Source organism: Sphingobium sp. CECT 9361, from assembly GCF_918741285.1.
Classification (GTDB): domain Bacteria; phylum Pseudomonadota; class Alphaproteobacteria; order Sphingomonadales; family Sphingomonadaceae; genus Sphingobium.
This window is the reverse complement of the sequence record NZ_CAKKNC010000021.1, coordinates 1-19139: the sequence shown is the minus strand read 5'-3', so window position 1 is coordinate 19139 and position 19139 is coordinate 1. Positions and strand designations below refer to the sequence as shown.

At 57.8% G+C, this 19139-nt stretch carries 16 protein-coding genes; 6 read left to right on the top strand and 10 right to left on the bottom strand.

Translation table 11 applies throughout. The annotated features are described in order from the left end of the window. Positions 1–386: 386 nt before the first annotated feature. Together LQ220_RS20550 and LQ220_RS25100 are read left to right on the top strand one after the other, a co-directional pair. A complete protein-coding gene (locus LQ220_RS20550; protein ID WP_230189983.1) occupies positions 387–2105 on the top strand; it encodes a FecR family protein in 1719 nt (572 codons plus the stop codon). Between the two features lie 11 nt (positions 2106–2116). Then, positions 2117–2419, top strand: coding sequence for a PilZ domain-containing protein (locus tag LQ220_RS25100; protein WP_354958329.1), 303 nt, complete (start codon positions 2117–2119; stop codon positions 2417–2419). A gap of 993 nt (positions 2420–3412) precedes the next feature. On the opposite strand, the gene LQ220_RS20545 is transcribed toward LQ220_RS25100, so the two are convergent. Then, a complete protein-coding gene (locus tag LQ220_RS20545; protein ID WP_230189982.1) occupies positions 3413–4888 on the bottom strand; it encodes a PAS domain S-box protein in 1476 nt (491 codons plus the stop codon). A gap of 160 nt (positions 4889–5048) precedes the next feature. Here LQ220_RS20545 and LQ220_RS20540 point away from each other — a divergent pair, with 160 nt between their 5' ends. From LQ220_RS20540 to LQ220_RS20525, 4 genes are all read left to right on the top strand, one after another. Beyond that, positions 5049–5318 (top strand): GlsB/YeaQ/YmgE family stress response membrane protein, encoded by a 270-nt coding sequence (locus LQ220_RS20540; RefSeq protein ID WP_230189981.1) that lies wholly within the window; start codon positions 5049–5051, stop codon positions 5316–5318. Positions 5319–5334: 16 nt separating this feature from the next. Then, positions 5335–5877 (top strand): hypothetical protein, encoded by a 543-nt coding sequence (locus LQ220_RS20535; RefSeq protein WP_230189980.1) that lies wholly within the window; start codon positions 5335–5337, stop codon positions 5875–5877. Between the two features lie 94 nt (positions 5878–5971). Then, entirely contained in the window at positions 5972–6259 is a 288-nt protein-coding gene (locus LQ220_RS20530) for a hypothetical protein (RefSeq protein ID WP_230189979.1), read from the top strand. A gap of 371 nt (positions 6260–6630) precedes the next feature. Next, a complete protein-coding gene (locus tag LQ220_RS20525) occupies positions 6631–7443 on the top strand; it encodes a DUF1206 domain-containing protein (RefSeq protein ID WP_230189978.1) in 813 nt (270 codons plus the stop codon). A gap of 422 nt (positions 7444–7865) precedes the next feature. Here the strand turns inward: LQ220_RS20525 and cobA are convergent, their stop codons facing one another. The 9 genes from cobA to LQ220_RS20480 all read right to left on the bottom strand — a co-directional run. Continuing rightward, positions 7866–8642, bottom strand: coding sequence for a uroporphyrinogen-III C-methyltransferase (gene cobA, locus LQ220_RS20520; RefSeq protein ID WP_230189977.1), 777 nt, complete (start codon positions 8640–8642; stop codon positions 7866–7868). Beyond that, positions 8635–11235 carry a nitrate reductase gene (locus tag LQ220_RS20515; RefSeq protein ID WP_230189976.1) on the bottom strand — a complete coding sequence of 867 codons (2601 nt, stop codon included), beginning with the start codon at positions 11233–11235 and terminating at the stop codon, positions 8635–8637. The genes cobA and LQ220_RS20515 overlap by 8 nt, the downstream gene beginning before the upstream one ends. After that, positions 11236–11574, bottom strand: coding sequence for a nitrite reductase small subunit NirD (gene nirD / locus LQ220_RS20510; protein WP_230190014.1), 339 nt, complete (start codon positions 11572–11574; stop codon positions 11236–11238). Next, complete coding sequence (nirB, locus tag LQ220_RS20505) at positions 11574–14072, bottom strand: nitrite reductase large subunit NirB (protein WP_230189975.1); 2499 nt, start codon at positions 14070–14072, stop codon at positions 11574–11576. The genes nirD and nirB overlap by 1 nt, the downstream gene beginning before the upstream one ends. Further along, on the bottom strand, positions 14069–15286 hold the full coding sequence (locus tag LQ220_RS20500; RefSeq protein ID WP_230189974.1) for an alginate export family protein: 1218 nt from the start codon (positions 15284–15286) through the stop codon (positions 14069–14071). Before LQ220_RS20500 ends, nirB begins: the two co-directional genes overlap by 4 nt. Continuing rightward, a complete protein-coding gene (locus tag LQ220_RS20495; protein ID WP_230190013.1) occupies positions 15286–16524 on the bottom strand; it encodes a nitrate/nitrite transporter in 1239 nt (412 codons plus the stop codon). Before LQ220_RS20495 ends, LQ220_RS20500 begins: the two co-directional genes overlap by 1 nt. Positions 16525–16745: 221 nt before the next feature. Continuing rightward, positions 16746–17963 (bottom strand): ABC transporter substrate-binding protein, encoded by a 1218-nt coding sequence (locus tag LQ220_RS20490; RefSeq protein WP_230189973.1) that lies wholly within the window; start codon positions 17961–17963, stop codon positions 16746–16748. Further along, positions 17960–18538: an ANTAR domain-containing protein gene (locus LQ220_RS20485; protein ID WP_230190012.1), complete on the bottom strand. Its 579-nt coding sequence runs from the start codon at positions 18536–18538 to the stop codon at positions 17960–17962. The genes LQ220_RS20490 and LQ220_RS20485 overlap by 4 nt, the downstream gene beginning before the upstream one ends. 328 nt (positions 18539–18866) lie before the next feature. Then, positions 18867–19139 (bottom strand): TrmH family RNA methyltransferase (locus LQ220_RS20480; protein ID WP_290369073.1); only part of this gene is annotated, 273 nt, incomplete at its 5' end.

Sequence of the window (19139 nt, the reverse complement as noted above, 5' to 3'; positions counted from 1 at the left end):
CCGGATTTTGCGACGACCACGTTGGGCGCCTCCGGCAAGGACGGGAGCACAGGCGCGTTCGATGGCGGCAGAACGGCCTTCGGCAGAGAGCGTTGATTGATCGTAGGGTCGGCGCGGTCAAGGATCACTTGGCCATGGGCACTTACGGGAGCCAGGAAAACCGCGCTGATCGTTAGTGGGAAGATTGCCTGCAAGTCACCGTCCTTGATTTTTGGATTGCGACCTTCGTTATCCAGCAAACATCTCTAAAAAGTTAGCAAACTCAATGCTTAACTTGCGCGTTAAAATGACGGAAACCCTTTTCATGAAAAGCTTGTAAACGCGTTTACCGCCAAACCGCCGACACTGGATATGGTAAAACTATGTCCCATTCCGAGGAGATTTTCATGCACAAGCGCTTTCTCATTCTACTAGCCGCAACATGCTCGTCCACAGCGCTCGCGGGCACGCCCCAGTGGAAGATCAGTGAGACATCCGGCCCAGTGCAAGTCGCTCACAATGGGCTGGTGAGGGTTGCCTTACGCAGTGGCGCGGTGGAGGCAGGCGACACCGTCACTACTGGGCGCGGAGGACGTGCTGTTCTGGTGCGTGGCAGTGAATTCGTGATGGTGGCGCCCGGATCGCAGTTACGACTTCCCGGTGACGATCAGGCGACAGGCTTCACGCGTGTGCTTCAGGATTTTGGTAGCATCGTCTTCATGATCAAGAAAAAGATGACGCCGCATTTCGAAGTCAAAACGCCTTATCTCGCGGCTGTGGTGAAGGGCACGACGTTCACTGTCGCAGTCACGCAACAAGGAGCATCAGTGCAAGTGCTGGAGGGGGCTGTCGACGTTGCGACCGTGGACGGCGGCGCTCATGATCTCATCACCCCGGGTACCGTCGCGCTCGTTGGGGCAAGCAATCGTTTCCAGCTGAAGATAGATGGCGAACGCGGCAGCCGCGTGATTGATTCGCCTTCCAGCACGGGAGGGAGCGATCAAAGCAGCAGTGGCGATACGCCTTCTGCCTCCCCTCCCGCACCTCAGGATGCTACCGGGCCAATGCTCCCGTCTGCTCTGGAGGAAACCGCTACCGTTACTTCAGTCGTGTATTCCGAGCCGGTAGAATTATCGACGATAACGGGCGGACTAGTTTCTGGCATGAGCGGTGGGGAAATCGGCGGCGATTTGGCTGATGTCGCGCAGGCAACGCGGGTAGCAAACGAAGCATCAGCCTCGGTCGTGAAAGCTGTGGAGGTGGCAAGCGCGGTCCTGAGAGCGGAAAAGTCACAAGCAATAGCAACAAACGTCGCGCAGGATGAAATACTCGCCGTTAAACAGGCCGCTTCTACGCAGGCAACGACGGATCAGGCCATACTGGAAGCGCAGCGGGCCTCAGAAGCGGCAGTGCAGGCAGCAAACGAAAAAGCACGTAGCGACGCTGCAACGGCAGCGGCTTCGGCTGCTGCAGACGAAGCCGTCAGACAAGCTGCCGCAGCGGCTGACGAAGCTGCAAAGGCCGAAGCGGACGCAGCGGGTAAACTGGCCGCCAGCGAGGACGCCAGCGGCGCTGCTGCCGCAGCTGCTGTCGTCGCCCAGGCTGCACAAACGGCTGCTGCGGAAGCGGTTGCGCGCGCCAATAGCGAAACAGATGGCGCTGCGCGTGACGTCGCCCAAAAGATTGCGGCTGAGGCTGCTAAAAACGCAGACAAGGCAGTAAAAGAAGCCGAGAAGGCCAACAAAAATGCAGATAGAGCTGCTGCTGACGCCGCACGGTCGAAATCCGAAAAAGACGCAAGGGATGCCGCTAAAGCAGCACAGGACATGGCCGCAGATTGGGCGTCTAAGGAGGCCGACAAAGCTGCACAGGATGCCGCGAAGGCTGCGAACGACAAGGCATCCAAGGATGCAGAAAAAGCGGCCAAGGACGCAGAAAAAGACGCTGCAAAGCAGGCGGCCGAGGCGGCTAAGTCGCAGGAGGCTGCTGCCCGAGACGCTAAAAAACAGGCAGATGAATTGGCAAGGGCGCTAGCCAATGCGGCCAATGAGGCAAAGGATAAAGGCAAAGATGCCCATGAAACAGCAAAGGCTATCCAGGACCTTCTGAAGGGCAAAGGCGGATAATTGTGAAGCCTATGTTGAACAGGAGGCGGACGGATCAGGGAGATTTTCGTCTAAGTGATCGGCACAAGGTATTCATCCCAATCGAACTGCAATTTAACAGCGGCGTCATGCGCGTGCATATGTTGGATGTGTCCGAGAGCGGAGCGCGCTTCTGCGTGCAAGACAACAAAGGCTATCTAACGAGTGGGAGAGTCCACCTTCCTGAACTGCTGGTGTCGTTCCGAGTGACATGGCACAGCGGTCGATTTATCGGCGTCCGCTTCAAACGCATTCTGACATCAAACGAAATCGAATACGTGCTAGAAACAATCTAGCGTCCAGCGGGTTGCCCCGCCTTTTATCAAATGGCATTTGTGCTCCTTACGGCGAGATTATGGCGCGTCAAACCTTCAAGCATGCACGAATCGACAAGATGATTTCGGATGCGTCCGAAGGCCGGCTCATATTGATGTCAAAGGCCCATATTTGCTAATCCAGCAACACTGGGTCGGTACCGACATGGAGGAAATCGGTTCAAAAGGTGTGGTTGGTCATAGTTGTCGGTATGCGGATTGCTTCAAGATCGCCGGTCCAGCGGCATGGGTAGAGGCTCAAACAGCTCTCGCCGTTGCCATGGCCTTTCATGAGCTGGGGACAAGCGCGATTAGATACGGCGCTCTGTCGGTTCCTAAGGGTCTTGCGGACAGTTCCTGTGAGCCCGATAATGAGGGCAACCTCCGGATGCTCAATCTTTTTTGGGCCCGAACCAGGAGGTTCATCTGTATTTTAACCTTGCCGTAAAGGCTTTGGCTCACGATTGATCGAGCAGGCTTTTGGACAGGCTGCGCCCAACAATGCTCGCGTCGATTATGTCTTTAGAGGCATCACCTTCCACGTACGCTTCTGCCTCACAGAACGTCTCGTGAAGTGAGTGGTAACGCATAAGCACCTGCAGTTCCGCCAAGGGCTGCCATTTAGTTGTTGAGATTGACAGATTTGGAGCCCTTGCCTGCAATTTGATCAGACGTAAGGCAGTACGCAACGACTGTTGGGTAATCGGCGCCTTTTGTTGAATTTGATTTCAGCGCTATCGATTGCTGATTGCGGCAATCATTCATCGACAAATAAGTCGTCGCCTCCACGCTAATGCGCTCGCATTGGGAAAGATCTTCGTTACACCCGAACAACACCAAAAGGAGAGCAATAGGATTTGTTATTGCCGTAAGACCGTTTGCATTTCAAAGCGTTCCACAGCTTTTTGGCAGATGGTCTAAAACTGACGTTAATTCGCAGCGATGGCGCAAAGGGCGGCGTAGGCTTTTTCCGCATCAACCAGATCTTGCGCCCATTCCTCTTTCTCTTCCCCAAATGACAGCGCCGGTGCGCCGCGAAACGCCTGTCTTTGCATAGATTCGCGCGATATGATTTCTTAGAGTGTTACGAGAAATACTCAGACGGTCCGCTATCGCGGCGTCATCGAGATCCTGACACACCAGCTCTAAGATTTCCCGCTCGCGCGCACTCAGTTCTGCGTGGCCCGTAGGCGGTGCTGGCCGACGAAGCGTAGCGAGTTTGTCGATTATGGACCGACTTAGCCAGCTTGCGTCTTTCATAACCGCTTCAATGGCCTCAACCAACTCAAGCTCCGATCGTCTACGCTCCGAGATATCATGAAAGGCCCACAGCAAAAACGTAGTACCTTTTAGCCCCACAGTCTGAGCCGACACGAGACAGTCTATACGGGTTCCGTTACGATGCTTGAGCCGACAGTCCCAGTTTCGAAAGCCTCCAGTTTTTCTGACTTCATCGTTCGCGAAAGCGTGATGGTCAGCGCTTTCCCAAAGTTGCAAGGCGTCCATAGTATGACCCACAGCTTGATCATCATCATGGCCGGTAAGCGCACGGAATGCTGCATTGACCATTGCTACGGTGTGCTTGGGCTCTTGCGTCAAGACCATCGCTGAGGGCGCTATCTCAAAAATGGAGGAAAGGTGACGCTCGCTGGCTGCCAGAGCGTGTTCAGCTAATCGACGCGGTTCCAAGTCAGCAAAGGTAAGCAATAGCGCATCGTCTTCGGTAACGTCAATCGGTTGCCCTGCGAACAGAACAAGCCGCCGTGATCCATCCTTGACGAGCAGTTCCGCCTCGGCCTGCTGCACTACCTCCCCCGCCTCGATCTGCCGTTTCACCTTGTGCGGTTCTGCAAGCGCACCAAGCAGGTCCAGACCAAATACGGTTCGGCCAATCACATCATCGAGGTTGAACCTCGTCAATTCTAGAAATCCCGGATTAGCCTGAGAGATGCGCTGGTCGCGCATGCTGATGATCAAAGCGGGGGCCGGGTTAGCCTGGAACATGGCGTTGAAACGGGTTTCTGCATTGAACTGCTCAGAAACGTCACTGATGACCAAGGCCAGACAATCTGGATCACCGCCATCTTCATCCATTGTGACATCGCGCACGTTATGTATCCAGCGTACGTCCTCCTCGCCCTTCGGCATGACCTCTACTGTGAGATCGGGAAAGGTTTCGCCAGCGAGCAAACGAAAAAGCGGGTATTCACGATGCTTAAGGACACGATGACTTGCGTCGCGCAGCGAAAAGCGCTGGGCATATTCCTCTGCTGTTTGCCCAAGCTGCGAGGGCGATGACACCCCGTGCATACGTAATGCTGCGGTATTGGCACTGATTATCGTGCCAGCAGTATCGATAAGGATCACCCCATCGAGGAACTGTGCCATCAATTGTTCAAGGTGGCGGAGCGAGGGCTGCTTGGCGATTTGGCGTGATTGATCATCAGACATGACCGCAGAGCGTTCAACGACCGATCATGGTTCCAGAGCATGTCACTAGTGCAGATAGTAAATTTATACCCATCAGCGACCTGTGACCATTGTCTTGACGTTGAACATTCCCTTGGCCCAAACCGTTTAAGCACCCTGCACATCAGATAGGGAGTTTTTTATGGGACTGATCATTCTTCTAATCGTCGGCGGCGTAGTCGGATGGCTAGCCAGCATCATTATGCGGACTGACGCTCAACAGGGCATCTTTCTCAACGTTGTTGTGGGCATCGTCGGCGCAGTGCTTGCAGGGTTAATCGTGACGCCCTTAATCGGTGGTGCGCCCATAACCAGCGGCTCGATCAGCATTCAATCTGTTCTGGTTTCGCTGGTCGGCGCCGTAGCGCTGCTCGCCATCATCAATCTTTTTCGTCGCGGCTCTGTTCGCTAACACAGGATAATTTATCATGGATTCTTTCATCGCCTCGGCCCTTTTTGACTCCGTGACGGAAGCAGAAAACGCAGTTGCCGAACTTCACGCCGCTGGCGTACCTCAGAGCGCTATCTCTATCGTTACACAACAAGACCATAGTGCGATGTCGAATGACACCGTGAACGGGGATAGCACTGGCCCGGATGAGCACGGCAGCGTTCTTCGTGGGATACTTGGCGGCGGAGCACTCGGCGCCGGCCTTGGTGTTGCAGCCCTTGCAATTCCAGGCGTAGGCCCCTTGGTTGCTGCAGGTGCGATTGCTGCTGCCGCCATTCCAAGTGCAGTTGCCATAGGAGCTGTAGCGGGCGCGGCTGCGGGCACATTGAACGAGACGCTGGTCGAGCATGGCGTCTCCAAAGAAGATGCTGTGTATTACAGTGATAATTTAGGCGCCGAAGGGATTTTGGTATCGGTGGATACGCCTTCCAGTGCCATATCCACTGAAACCGCCTCTGACATACTGTATCGCAATGGTGGTCACACTTCCACACGGTCACGCTTGTCGTCGTCTTTGTGAAAGCAAAGGCAAGCCTTAGACCTACGTTACTTTAGCGGAACAAAATGTTTTGGTGTCCGTTCGGCAGGATAGAAATCAAGAGGAGGAATAAGGCATGGTTGACGTTCGCAATGATCCCTATGGTGATCGTACGGTCGTGAGAAAAAGCGGGTCGGGCAAGACCATTGCCATTATTCTGGCTGCGGTTCTGGTGATTATCGGCGTGTTGTTCGCCACAGGGTTTTGGAAAGCCGACGTAACGGGTGGAGATATTCCCGAAGTTAGCGTTCAGGGCGGAGCTCTTCCTAAGGTCGATGTCGACAGCAAGGAAGTTGTGGTCGGAACCAAGACGGAAGAAGTGGAAGTGCCCACCGTTGGCGTTAAGGACAATGGCGAGGATTAAGCATGTTTGGCCAAACGAAAATGGCAAATGTCGTTTTTGATGTGGAAAAAGATGGGTTGTTGCGAGCGTATTTTTTGCTGAGGAACCAATTTCTGCAGTGAGAATTTTGTTTGTCGCAAACCTTGCGACCCGAGGTTGATCCTGCCCACCTTCTCCGGAAGGTGGGCATTTTTTATAATGGTTGGTAGTAAACTTCAAAGTCTTCCTCGACTTAATTACGGCCCAATCGCCAAGGGTTCAAATAGCGATTGGCGCCATGTGTGAACTTCGGCTCCGCTATCTTTCAACGGTCAAGTCCAGAGGCTGACAAAGCTGATGCACGAAAGGAACGTAAGTCGTGGCCGCACATTAGCGTCCAAAAGGAGGGCGATATGCACTATAATGAACGGATGACATTGTTTGCGCGGATTGGCTTCGCTGCCCGAGGTCTGGTGTATCTAATAATAGGATGGTTCGCGCTCGATGTCGCTGTGAACGGCGGTCAACTAAAAGATAATCAAGGTGCCCTTGGAACACTAGCCTATGCTCCATTCGGTCACGTCCTGCTTGGAGTTTGCGCCCTAGGATTTGCTGGCTATGCCGTCTGGCGGTTGACTGACGCAATTATGGATCCCGAGAACCGTAGCCGGGATACCAAGGGGAAGTTTGCCCGGGTTGGTAATGCCTTGAGTGGAATTACGCATATTATACTAGCCGTTGCGACGACGCGCTTGGCATTTAGGAAAACTTCAGCGCAACAAGGTAGTCCGGGCGATCAAAACGCGGAAAGCTGGTCAGCCTGGGTCCTCGAACAGCCCGGCGGCGTTTTCCTCTTGGTGTTGGTAGGAGTTCTTCTTTGGGCAGTTGCAACCGCTCAGGGTCGTAAGGCCTATAAGGCGCGGTTCGACAAAATGGGTGGAGATGTTCCTGCCCCGGATTATGTGCGCTGGATAGGACGCTTTGGATATGCTGCTCGTGCATTGATTTTTGCTATGATCGGTTCATTCGTCATCATGGCGGCGCTCAATCATGATCCGGATCAGGCGGGCGGTTTGGGTGAAGCGCTACAGCAATTGAGGTCCCAGAGTTATGGCGCGTTGCTATTAGCGGTCGTGGCCGTTGGTTTAGCGCTATTTGGCCTATTCAGCTTGATCGAGGCAAAGTATCGCCGAATTAAAGTTATAAAGCCTGACTTTATTAAATAGCCCATCGCTGGCAACGTTTCTCCAGTTGTCGGGCATCGTGATGCTGTCTAAAGGCTAAGTAATCGATGTCTGACAATTGCTATAGCATGGCCAGCTATCGGAATACCGTCGCCGCAAAGCCGACACTCGCATAAAGAGCCATTGTTGCAGGCGCGCTTTGTTGGTCCTCAGGTCCGGACCGGCATCTTTCCCTGAGGTTCCATCGAAATTGGCCGATAGGTGAGGTCGGCTCGAATCTTGGACGTGGAGGTAGCTGCCGTACAGGCGGCTTTGCGGTCCGACTTGCGCCAGCACGCATTGATATGATCGGGGCGATCTAATTGAGACTCCTGAGATTTTCCGACATCGTGCTTACTACCACCGACATCTTTTTTTTGGCTCTATCAAGAGAGTCCTGGTCCTAGAGTTGGCGCAGCGAGCAATTAGTTTCGAGCAGCGAAATAAGCGTGTTCCTCCTTGGCATTGCCTTGCCCGGCAAGTGCCATTCCTATTAACAAGACTGCAGGGCCATCGCGCAAGGCGGCGGCAGTCGCAATTTCCAGCAGGTCCAGTCGTGTTCGCACGACGCCCTCATTCGGCAGGCTGGCATTTTCAACGACTATCGCCGGTGTGTCGCGCGACAATCCGGCTGCGATCAGTTGCTGCGATACCATCCGCGCGGCCGCTTTGCCCATGTAGATGCAGAGCGTCGTCGCAGGATCGGCCAACCGCGCCCAATCGATGTCGAGCGTAGCCCCCGCCCGGGCATGAGCGGTCAGAAGGGTCAGTCCGCCGGCCATGCCACGCATAGTCAGCGAAACTGTGGCACTGGCAGCAGCCGCACTAGCAGCGGTGATGCCCGGGCAAATGTATACGCCGATGCCGTGCTCGGCCAGATGCGCGATTTCTTCCCCGGCCCGGCCGAAAATGCCAGGATCGCCACCTTTCAACCGCACGACACGCTGGCCGGATAATGCGGCGTCGAGCAACAGCTCGTTGATGCTGCGCTGATCTTTCGAATGACGCCCCGAACGTTTACCCACGCTGACACGGGGGGTCGTATCGGGAATAAGCGCAAGCACTCCGGGACCGACCAGCGCATCGTAGAAAATGATGTCGGCATTGCGGATCAACCGCTCGGCTTTTCGCGTCAACAGATCGGGGTCGCCGGGGCCGGCCCCCACCAGCCATACATCTCCCGGTGCGATCAAATCATCCATGCGCCAGTTCCTTTTGCCGGGGGATTAGGTTTGCGATGGCGGGTCGGCATGACCCGCAATTCGTACCTGCGTTGATGGCTTTGCCCACAGCCTCGACGCTGATCAGGCTTTGATCCGCGATGGCGCTGACGATGGTTTTCAATCCGATATCGAAACAGACGCAAACGATAGGGCCGCGATCAGCGACCGGGGTAGCGGGCCGCCCGGCTAGCACCTCTATCATTGGCGTGTTCCCCTGCCCCAACCGGGCAACGAGCCATTCGCGCGGAGGCAGGCCGCCGCTGCGCGATGCGAAGAGCGCAGCATGTAAATGGCCATCGACGACCACAGCAGATCGGATCACGCCGCGCCGCGCGTCGATCATCTCCGCGCGTTCACCTTGCGGAAGCAGCGCGACGAGATCGGCAGGGTCGCCGTCGCCAGCCAGTTCGATCAGCCAGCCATTTGCTGTGCGGATTGCCGTCCAATAAGCGCAATCCGGTGCGGCGGGGCGCGTGCGGGTGACGAGGAACGCGGTCCAGCCCGGCTTGTAGGCGCTGGCCGTTGCAGGGATGTTCTTGAAGCCCGGTTGTCCTGACACGGGATCGCGGTCGTTGCCGGGCAATAGCCCCGTCCGACCGCCGCCGCTGGTCTGGTCGCTCCAGTGAATGGGCACGAACATTTCGCGGCGACGCTGATCGGCCGTTGCGGCGACACGGAAAATCGATGCGCCATGCGGGGTTGCCACGCGCGCCAGTCCGCCATCGGTCAGACCGAGACGCCGGACGGTATCGGGATGAATCTCCACAAGAGGCTCGCGGCGATGCTGGGACAGTTTTGGCGACAGGCCAGTGCGCGTCATCGTGTGCCACTGATCGCGATAACGCCCCGTATTGAGGCGCATCGGCATTCCACGGGAGCCATCGGCGCGCGGAACATAAGTGACCGGGATCAGACGCGCCTTGCCGTCTGCTGTAGGATAATCGCGCGTGGCAAAGGGCGATGCACCACCCCACTGAAACGGCGCCATGTCGTCATAGTCTGCATTGCTCATCGTGGCCCGATCCGAGATGTCGAGCACCCGCGTTCCTGCATTCTCAAAGCCTGTCTGCGCTGCAAACTCGCGAAAGACGCTCGCTGCATCGGGGTAGGCAAAGGCTTCTGAAAACCCCATGCGTTTGCCGACTTCCGCCACCTGCCACCAGTCCGCGCGCGCTTCGTCTGGCGCCGTCATAAAGCTGCGCTGGCGGGAGATGCGACGCTCCGAATTGGTGACGGTCCCATCCTTTTCGCCCCACGCCAATGCGGGCAGTCGGACCTGTGCGTAGCGTTGCGTGTCGGTGTCGGCGATGCAGTCCGACACGACAACGAATGGGCAATTGGCCAACGCGACGCGCACCATGCGTGCATCCGGCATCGACACGGCGGGGTTGGTCGCCATGATCCACACGGCCTTAATCTTGCCCTTCGCCATAGCGTCGAACATATCGACGGCTTTCAGGCCCGGTCCGGGGCAGATGGTGGGCGATTGCCAGAACCGTTGTGCGCGGTCCCGCTCGGCATCGCTGAACCCCATATGCGCGGCAAGCATCGACGCCAGACCGCCGACTTCGCGCCCGCCCATTGCATTGGGCTGCCCGGTGATGCTGAACGGGCCTGAGCCGGGCTTGCCGATGCGTCCCGTTGCCAGATGCAGGTTGATGATCGCATTGGCCTTGTCCGTGCCGCTAGTCGACTGGTTCACCCCTTGGCTGAACAACGTGACGGTGCGCGGATGGTCGGTGAACAGATCGTAGAAGGTGGCCAGATCGGCCGGGGCAACATCGCAAATCGCTGCGACATCGGATGTCGCTATGCTTTCCCAAAAGCCGTCGTTTACGCTGGTTCGGGTTGCAAGATGACCCCCATCCAGCTGCCAGCGTGCCTTCATTTCCAGCAACAGTCCGTTGAACAAGGCGATGTCTGTGTCGGGAGCGATGGCCAGATGCAGGTCGGCTCGCTCGGCAGTTTCCGTGCGGCGCGGGTCGATGACGACCAGTTTCGTGCCGCGCGCCGCGCGCGCGGCCTCGATACGCTGCCAGACGACGGGATGGCACCAGGCGGTGTTGGAACCGACCAGAAGGATGAGATCGGCCTGATCCAGATCCTCGTAACTGCACGGCACCACATCCTCGCCAAAAGCGCGAACATGCGCCGCGACGGCGCTGGCCATGCACAGCCGCGAATTGGTGTCGATATTCGCCGTGCCGATGAATCCTTTCATCAGCTTGTTGGCAGCGTAGTAATCCTCGGTCAGCATCTGGCCCGATGCGTAGAATGCGACGCTGTCGGGACCATGTTCGGCGATGGTTGCGGCGAAGCGGCTGGCGACGAGATCTAACGCCTCGTGCCAGCCAGCCCTCTCCGAACCAATCATCGGGTGCAACAGCCGCCCCTCAAGGCCGATCGTTTCTTCCAGATGCGTGCCCTTCGAACACAGCCTGCCATTGTTAGCTGGGTGATTGGGGTCGCCCGCGATGGTCGCCCCGCGCCCGCCAGTGGCAGTGGCCAGTACGCCGCAACCGACACCGCAATATGGGCAGGCCGTCTTTACCGTTGCGGGCACGGACGTCATTCAGGCAACTCCGGCCAAGGCTTCTGCGCGACCGATCAATATGCGGCCGCCGTCGATCTTGACGGGGATGACCGGTACACAGCCCTTATCCTCGCCCAGCGCCTGCCCCGTCACCAGCGAGATACGCCAATTGTGGAGCGGGCAGGTGACCGTCGTATCGTGGACGATGCCCTGACTGAGCGGGCCAGCCTTGTGCGGGCAGGCATTAGCCAGCGCATAGACCTCACCATTGGCGGTGTGGAAGATCGCGATCTCCTGCCCCCCGCGCACGGGAAGCGTACGTGCGCCCAGCGCGGGAAGCTGATCCACGGGACCGATATCGAGCCATTGCGGTTCCATCATGCAAGCTCCATCACGGGTCTGGACGGGGTAGGCGTCGGCCGTATTTCCGCCAGATGCTGATGGAGCTTGTACTCCTCCCCTGCGGCCCGCTTCGCCCACGGGTCGTCCTGCATAAAGCTTTGCGAATAGAGGAAGCGCGCACGCAACGCTTCGCGCCCTGTGGCGTCGTCGACGATTCGCTGCTTGATATACTCCAGCCCCACTCGCTCAACCCAAGGGGCTGTGCGATCGAGATATCGCGCTTCTTCGCGATAAAGCTGGATGAAGGCCGCGCAATAATCGAGCGCTTCTTGCTCGGTCGTGACCTTGCACAGAAAATCCGTGCCGCGCAGCTTGATGCCACCATTGCCGCCGATCGACAGTTCATATCCGCTGTCGACGCAGATGACGCCGAAATCCTTGATGGTCGCCTCCGCACAGTTGCGGGGACATCCCGACACCGCAATCTTGAATTTATGCGGCATAAAGCTGCCCCAGGTCATCTGTTCGGTCTTGATGCCGAGGCCCGTCGAATCCTGTGTGCCGAAGCGGCACCATTCGGAACCGACACAGGTCTTCACCGTCCGCAGCGCTTTGGCATAAGCATGGCCGCTGACCATCCCGGCGGCGTTGAGATCGGCCCAGACCGCTGGCAAATCCTCTTTGCTGATCCCGAAAATGTCGAGCCGTTGCCCGCCGGTGACTTTCACCATTCGCGCTTCATATTTTTCCGCCACGTCGGCGATGGCGCGCAATTCCTTTGGGTTGGTAACCCCGCCCCACATACGGGGCACCACTGAATAGGTGCCGTCTTTTTGAATATTGGCGTGCATCCGCTCGTTCACGAACCGCGATTGATTGTCATCGACGAATTCGCCCGGCCAGGCGCAGAGCAGGTAATAGTTGAGCGCAGGCCGACAGGAGGAACATCCGTCAGGCGTGGTCCAGTGCAGAGCTTGCATTACCTGCGGTATCGCCTTCAATTCCCGCTCGAGAATGAGGCGGCGCACGTCCTCATGCGTAAAGCTCGTGCATTTGCATACCGTTGGCGCAGCGCGTTCTCCGGCATAATCGTCGCCCATCGTGATGGCGAGCAACCCTTCGACCAGACCCGTGCACGATCCGCAGGAAGCCGACGCTTTCGTACAGGCGCGCACAGCGTCCAGCGTTTCCGCGCCGCCGCAGATCGCCGCCACGACCTTGCCTTTACTCACTCCGTTGCAGCCGCAGATTTCGGCGTCGTCCGCCAGGGCCGCGACTGCCCCATTAGGGTTTGCCGATGCCGCTCCTCCCGATGCGAAGGCCTGCCCGAAGATCAGGGCGTCACGGATTTCGGCGACATCCTGCTGGCGCTTGAGCAAATCGAAATACCAGTTGCCGTCCTGCGTATCGCCATACAGCACCGCGCCGATCACGCGGTCGTTCTTCACCACCACGCGCTTGTACACCCCGCGCGAGGCGTCCCGCATCACTATGTCCTCGCAGCCTTCGCCGCCGGAAAAATCACCTGCAGAAAAGACGTCGATGCCTGACACCTTCAGCTTCGTTGAAGTGACCGATCCAGTGTAACCACTTGGCGTCGCGACCAAAGCGTCGGCCAGGCTGCGGCACATGTCCCACAAAGGCGCGACTAGGCCATAGACGTTCCCGTTATGCTCGACGCATTCGCCGACCGCGAGGATGTTGGCATCCGACGTGACCATATGATCGTCGACGTGGATGCCGCGACCGATTGCGAGTCCGGCGTCACGAGCGAGCTTGACGTTCGGGCGGATGCCCACTGCCATTACGACCAGCAAAGCGGGAATGTCGCGCCCGTCCTTAAGTCGCACGCCTTCGACCTTGCCCTGTCCGTATATCTCCGCAGTATCTGCCCCGGTCAGGATCGTCTGGCCACGCGCCTCCAGCGCATTTTTAAGAAGCCAGCCCGCCGCTTCATCCAGTTGCCGCTCCATCAGCGTCGGCATCAGATGTAACACCGTTACGGTCATGCCGCGCAGCGATAGCCCGTGGGCTGCTTCCAACCCCAGCAAGCCGCCGCCGATCACGACAGCACTTCTGGGCACATCGTCTTCGCTGGCTGCCGCACGCAGCATGGCACCCACATCATCCATATCGCGAAACGTGACGACACCTTGCAGGTCGTGGCCCGGACAAGGAATGATGAATGGGTCCGATCCCGTGGCCAGCAGGAGGCGATCATAGCTTTCGGTGCGACCCGACCGGGCCGTCACGGTCTGAATCTTCCTGTCGATAGCAACAACCGGATCGCCTGAGACCAGATCGATGGCATTGTCGGCATACCAAGCAAGATCGTTGATGACGATGTCGTCGAACGATTTGTCTCCGGCCAGAAGCGGCGACAACATGATCCGGTTGTAGTTCACCCGTGGCTCAGCGCCGAAGATCGTGATCCGATAGCGATCGGGATCACGCGCCAGTATTTCCTCCACCGCACGGCACCCGGCCATTCCATTCCCGACGACGACCAGATGAGGTTTTTGAATCTGAGTCATATTGTCCATTCCAACGAGAGCCAGACCTTGTGCGTGTCGGTCGCGTAGCTGTCGGCTTTGTAATCCGCATATTTGATGAGGGCGCTCGTGCGTCCGCGTTTGAACGTGGCCTGCACGTTCAGCTCGTCACCATAATGGCGATCGCTGCGTTCGCTGCGAAACCGATGGTAGACCGCGGTCAGGGCAATCGCATCAAACGGTCCGGCCTTTTTCCATCCATAGCCTATCGATCCGTAAGCGTCCGTCAGTCCCTCGGGCGGTGTGACCAGGAACTTGTCGGCCCAGCCGTTGAACTTGTGGAGCGTGGCCAGCGGCGTCTGGAAACTCGTCACCGCCACGCCGTCATCGGCGCCCAGAACTTCATAGCCGCCGCCAAGCCGCAAAGCCGCGAGATCGAGTGTGACGTCGGCAGCATAATAGTCGGCGGAGTAGCGGTTTGGATTGTTATGGTAATCGCTCTGCCGTGCGTAGCTTAGCATGTAGCCCAGCTTGGCCTTGGGCGTGAACGCATGGGCGCCAGCAAACCGTGCACCATAAGTTTGACTGCTGTTGCGCAGCACCAACGCTTCATTCTGATCGACGAGATAGGTAAAGCCCGTCAGCGTGCCGACATTGGTGGTCAAAGCCAGATTGGCGAAAATATTCTTGCCATCGATCGATTCATACCGCGCCGGGCCGAAGCGATTGCCGCCGTCGATGCCCCATATTGTCCGGTTGGACCAAGCGTAGGTCACATCGGCTTTCAGATGGGGGATGGCTGACCATTCGATGCGCGCGGCATCGAACGTCTGCTCATTGTCGCGCCACGCAACCGATCCGACGAAGCGCTGATCCTCCAGGTTGATGCGCTGCCGTCCGACAGTGACCAAGGTGTTGGGCAAACCACGATACCGGATTTGCGTGCGGTTCAGGCCGATTGTCTGCGGATCCGGTACGATGGGGAAGGCCGTCTTGCCATTCACGCCACTATTATAGTTGCCGTTGATCGCAAGAATACCTTCGCCCTCGATCAGCACCGTAAAGTCGCCGCGCGCGGCTTCTACGCCTGCACGAATACGTGCGGTAACCGCATCGGCATCGCGAGCCACGGAATCCTGATCGACATGCTCATAACGGATACGCGCATCGACAATTGGCTTAAGGGTGATCGGATCGGCGAGGGCTGGTGAAGAAACCAGCCCTCCCGCCAGCAGAAGGACGTGACGGACGTTCATCAGACCCGCACCCCAGCAGCAGCCGAGCCCCAGGTGGCACGCCAGCGGGTCTTGACCGAGAGCAAACCGATCAGTGCGATGGCCGCCAATCCTGCGAAGATGAGGAAGCCCGCCGCCGGGCTGCCTGTCAGTTGCTTGGCAAAGCCCAATGACGAGGCAAGATAGAAGCCGCCAACACCGCCGCCAAAGCCCACGAGGCCCGTCATTACCCCAATTTCGGCACCAAAGCGTTGCGGCACCAATTGGAACACCGCGCCGTTGCCGAAGCCGAGCGTAGCCATCACCAGCAGGAACAGTCCCATTGCTACCACTAGCGAAGACGGGTTGGTACTGATCGCCAACAGCGTGATTGCGGCCAGGCCGTACACGAAGGTTAGCGTCTTGATGCCGCCGATCTTGTCGGCAACGCCTCCACCGATTGGGCGGACCAACGAACCGATGAATACGCAAGCGGCAGTGCAATAGCCTGCCACAATGGGGCTAAGCGCGAACTGGTCGGTGAAGTAGATGGACAGGCTGGCGGCAAGGCCGACGAACCCGCCGAATGTAACGCCATAGAAAAGCATGAACCACCAAGCGTCGGCCTGACGAAGCACATCGAGATAGGCCGCGAAACGCTTAGGCGCGGGTTGGCTGGGAGAGTCCTTGGCAATCGTCATATAGATAGCGAACACGATAATCAGAGGGATGGCGGCAAGACCGAAAACAGCGTTCCACCCAAATGCTTTTGCCAGCATCGGCGCGAACAGAGAGGCCAGAACGGTGCCGGAATTGCCCATTCCCGCAATACCCATTGCCTTGCCCTGATGCTCGGCAGGATACCAACGTGATGCCAGCGGCAAGGCCACCGCGAAACTGGCCCCTGCAAAGCCCAGGACGACGCCGACGGCAAGTGTGCCTTCGAAGCTTTCGATGCCGAAGAACCATGCACATAACAAACCGACTATAACAACGATCTGGCCGATAGCGCCCGTACGCTTGGGTCCAATGCGGTCGACCAACACACCGTTGACCAACCGCAGGATGGCCCCAGCCAAGGTAGGAATGGCGACCATCAACCCTTTTTGCGCCGGGGTTAGGCCAAGATCCTTGGAAATGATCGGCGCGAGCGGACCCAGAAGCACCCACACCATGAAGGCGAGATCGAAATAGAGGAATGCCGCGATCAACGTCGGGCGATGCCCGGCATTCCAAAAGCTGGCACCATCGGACGCAGGGTGCGCCTGAGCGCTTCCCATTGCTCCCGTTGCGGCGATATTCAATTGCGTCATCGTCTCAATCCCCTTTGAGAAAACGCAAAAAAGCCGCCACGTCGCCTGCATGAATGCAGAACGCGACGGCGACTTTGCCAGAATGTTGGTGATGCCGACTCGACTGCTTCGTTGCAGTGGGTGGCTATGCGCTAAAGGATGGCTTCGTTACGGAAACGGCGCAAGCCTTTTTTGCAGTGCAGCGTGATTTAGTCTGGCCTGCCCTGTGCGATGTAGGATTCTAGAGCTTCGGGATCGAAACTGCGCGCATCGAAAAAGCTGTCCGCACCCAGGATCAAACGCCCTTGCGTGGTGCCGACACCCAAAGCATCGTTTATGCCCCCTTCCAATTTCGAACTGGCACCGGGTAACGGCACCCCGAGCGGACGAAGCGCAGCGCGATAGATATCGGGGCGGAACACCTGTTGCGCAGCGCGATAGTCGGCTTCGACATAGTCCAGATGCCCGGCACTGCACATCTGGGCATACAACCAAGCGGCTTGGCTCTGCCAAGGGAAGTTGGCGGCCTCCCGATGCTGGAACATGAATTCTGGCACATGGATCGCCGGTGCGTTCTGCGCAAAAATGATGCGATCCGACACCGCGTGGCGGATGAGCGCCGCAGATCCGTCCAGATAGGCAGGACGTGCCAGGATTGTAGCGATTTCATCCAGCCTGCCTGGATCGACGAATGCGATGCCAGCCCTATAGAGCGCTCGGATCAGACGATGCGTCATATCCGGCTCGGCTTCCATGCGCTCAGTCCGCATCGCCAGAACCTTTTCCACGCCGCGCAGCCAGATTTGCGATGTAACTGCCACAATCGCCCCTACGCCCCGGTCCACAGCCACGCTGTTCCACGGCTCGCCCACGCAGATGCCATCGACGGTTCCATCCGCCAATGCATCGGCAGCGAAAGGCGGCGCGACCGTCACGATTTCGACATCGGCGTCAGGATCGATGCCACACCCATTCAACCAATAGCGCAGCATGTAGTTATGGCTCGAATAGCGGTGCACGACGCCAAAGCGTAGCGGCTTTCCGCAAACGGCCGCTTCCTGCGCTACTTTGGCCAAACGCCCGCCGATGGCAGTGACATCTCCCGGCGCGCCAATGGTGGTGATCCTCGCCGCCAGTTCCGGTCGAACTGTGATGGCATTGCCGTTTAGTCCCAGAACGAATGGCACCGACAGCGAGGCAGCAGGCCTGCCCAGCCCAAGTGTCGTCGCGATAGCCAGTGGTGCGACCATATGGGCAGCGTCGCTATGGCCATAGAGTAGCCGGTCCCCAACGGTGGCCCAGCTCAAATCGCGGACGAGCGTCAGGTCGATACCTTCGTCCTCCGCAAAACCGAGTTCACGGGCAAGGACAGGTAACGCGGCATCGACCAGCGGAAGAAAGCCGATGCGGTAGGGCGTGTTCGTCATAAATCCCCCATCAACCTGTCCGCCGTGACAATAGCGTCCGCGACGTCGCCAATACGGCGACCGCTATCCATCGCTGCTTTGCGTAACGCAGCATAAGCGGCGGGCTCGTCCATTCCCCGCTTTTTCATCAACAACGCTTTGGCTTGGTCGATCGCCTTGCGCTCCGCCAGCGCGCTTCGCGCCTCGTCCAATTCGGTGCGCAACCGGGAATAGGCCCGGAAGCGCCGGATCGCCAGTTCCAGGACTGGCCTTATCCGTTCCTTCTTCAGGCCATCGACCACATAAGCCGACACCCCCGCATCGATCGCCGCTTCCATACCGGCCGTATCGCTTTGATCGACGAACATGGCCACGGGGCGTGCCATCGCCCGCGACAGCGCGAACAGTTCTTCAAGCTCATCGCGATGGGGATTGGCCAGATTGATAAGGATGACATCGGGGGAAAGACATTCCAAACGTGCTGCGATACCTGCTCGATCTGCGAAGGTCGTGACATCGGCCAGACCTGCCTCGCGCAGGCCTTCTTCGATCACTGCCGCCCTGACGGGGCTCTCATCGATGATCGCGATACGCAGTATGGTCTCCTTGGTTGCGTTGCAGCATATAACGCTTGCTTAGGGCAGAACAACATACTTCCGATTACGCCGGTGCGATGCTGATGAGCCACCAGTTCCACGTCGGCCCCAGCGAGGCTGCGTAGCAGTCAAGCCGTTGCCCCACCCTTGAATGACTGGTTTCGGCGAGACCTGACGTTTGCCGTGGTCCACTTGAACGGCATTAGTTGGTCGCGTTCTGCCGGAATAGCTGCCGGTCTGCGCATGGGGGGGGCAAAATTTCGCGGCTAAATGGCGAGGATGGGTCGAACATTACGATGTTTGTTCGAGCTGTTTTTTATACGGACGACTATCCGCTAGGCTGTCCCGGCACCTCGCTGCCTTTTGTGTTGAAGGCGGAAATGTGGTGGAGAACAATACCGGACGTGGTTGCCACGTTGAGCGAGTCGAACCCGGCGCTCATCGCAATCTGGACGCTGTGGGCACGCTGGATATTAGTAGCTGAAAGACCGGGTCCTTCTGCGCCGAGGAGGACTGCTGTTCGCGACCGGGGACGCCAGTCGTTCAGCATGCACTTGCCAGCAGGGCTGAGCGCTACCGGATCAAAACCGTGATGCTCGAG

What these genes read in the sequence shown, in the direction of transcription:
- LQ220_RS20550 (WP_230189983.1), top strand. Translation starts at nt 387, where the DNA reads ATGCACAAGCGCTTTCTCATTCTACTAGCCGCAACATGCTCGTCCACA.
- LQ220_RS25100 (WP_354958329.1), top strand. Translation starts at nt 2,117, where the DNA reads ATGTTGAACAGGAGGCGGACGGATCAGGGAGATTTTCGTCTAAGTGAT.
- LQ220_RS20545 (WP_230189982.1), bottom strand. Translation starts at nt 4,888, where the DNA reads ATGTCTGATGATCAATCACGCCAAATCGCCAAGCAGCCCTCGCTCCGC.
- LQ220_RS20540 (WP_230189981.1), top strand. Translation starts at nt 5,049, where the DNA reads ATGGGACTGATCATTCTTCTAATCGTCGGCGGCGTAGTCGGATGGCTA.
- LQ220_RS20535 (WP_230189980.1), top strand. Translation starts at nt 5,335, where the DNA reads ATGGATTCTTTCATCGCCTCGGCCCTTTTTGACTCCGTGACGGAAGCA.
- LQ220_RS20530 (WP_230189979.1), top strand. Translation starts at nt 5,972, where the DNA reads ATGGTTGACGTTCGCAATGATCCCTATGGTGATCGTACGGTCGTGAGA.
- LQ220_RS20525 (WP_230189978.1), top strand. Translation starts at nt 6,631, where the DNA reads ATGCACTATAATGAACGGATGACATTGTTTGCGCGGATTGGCTTCGCT.
- cobA (WP_230189977.1), bottom strand. Translation starts at nt 8,642, where the DNA reads ATGGATGATTTGATCGCACCGGGAGATGTATGGCTGGTGGGGGCCGGC.
- LQ220_RS20515 (WP_230189976.1), bottom strand. Translation starts at nt 11,235, where the DNA reads ATGACGTCCGTGCCCGCAACGGTAAAGACGGCCTGCCCATATTGCGGT.
- nirD (WP_230190014.1), bottom strand. Translation starts at nt 11,574, where the DNA reads ATGGAACCGCAATGGCTCGATATCGGTCCCGTGGATCAGCTTCCCGCG.
- nirB (WP_230189975.1), bottom strand. Translation starts at nt 14,072, where the DNA reads ATGACTCAGATTCAAAAACCTCATCTGGTCGTCGTCGGGAATGGAATG.
- LQ220_RS20500 (WP_230189974.1), bottom strand. Translation starts at nt 15,286, where the DNA reads ATGAACGTCCGTCACGTCCTTCTGCTGGCGGGAGGGCTGGTTTCTTCA.
- LQ220_RS20495 (WP_230190013.1), bottom strand. Translation starts at nt 16,524, where the DNA reads ATGGGAAGCGCTCAGGCGCACCCTGCGTCCGATGGTGCCAGCTTTTGG.
- LQ220_RS20490 (WP_230189973.1), bottom strand. Translation starts at nt 17,963, where the DNA reads ATGACGAACACGCCCTACCGCATCGGCTTTCTTCCGCTGGTCGATGCC.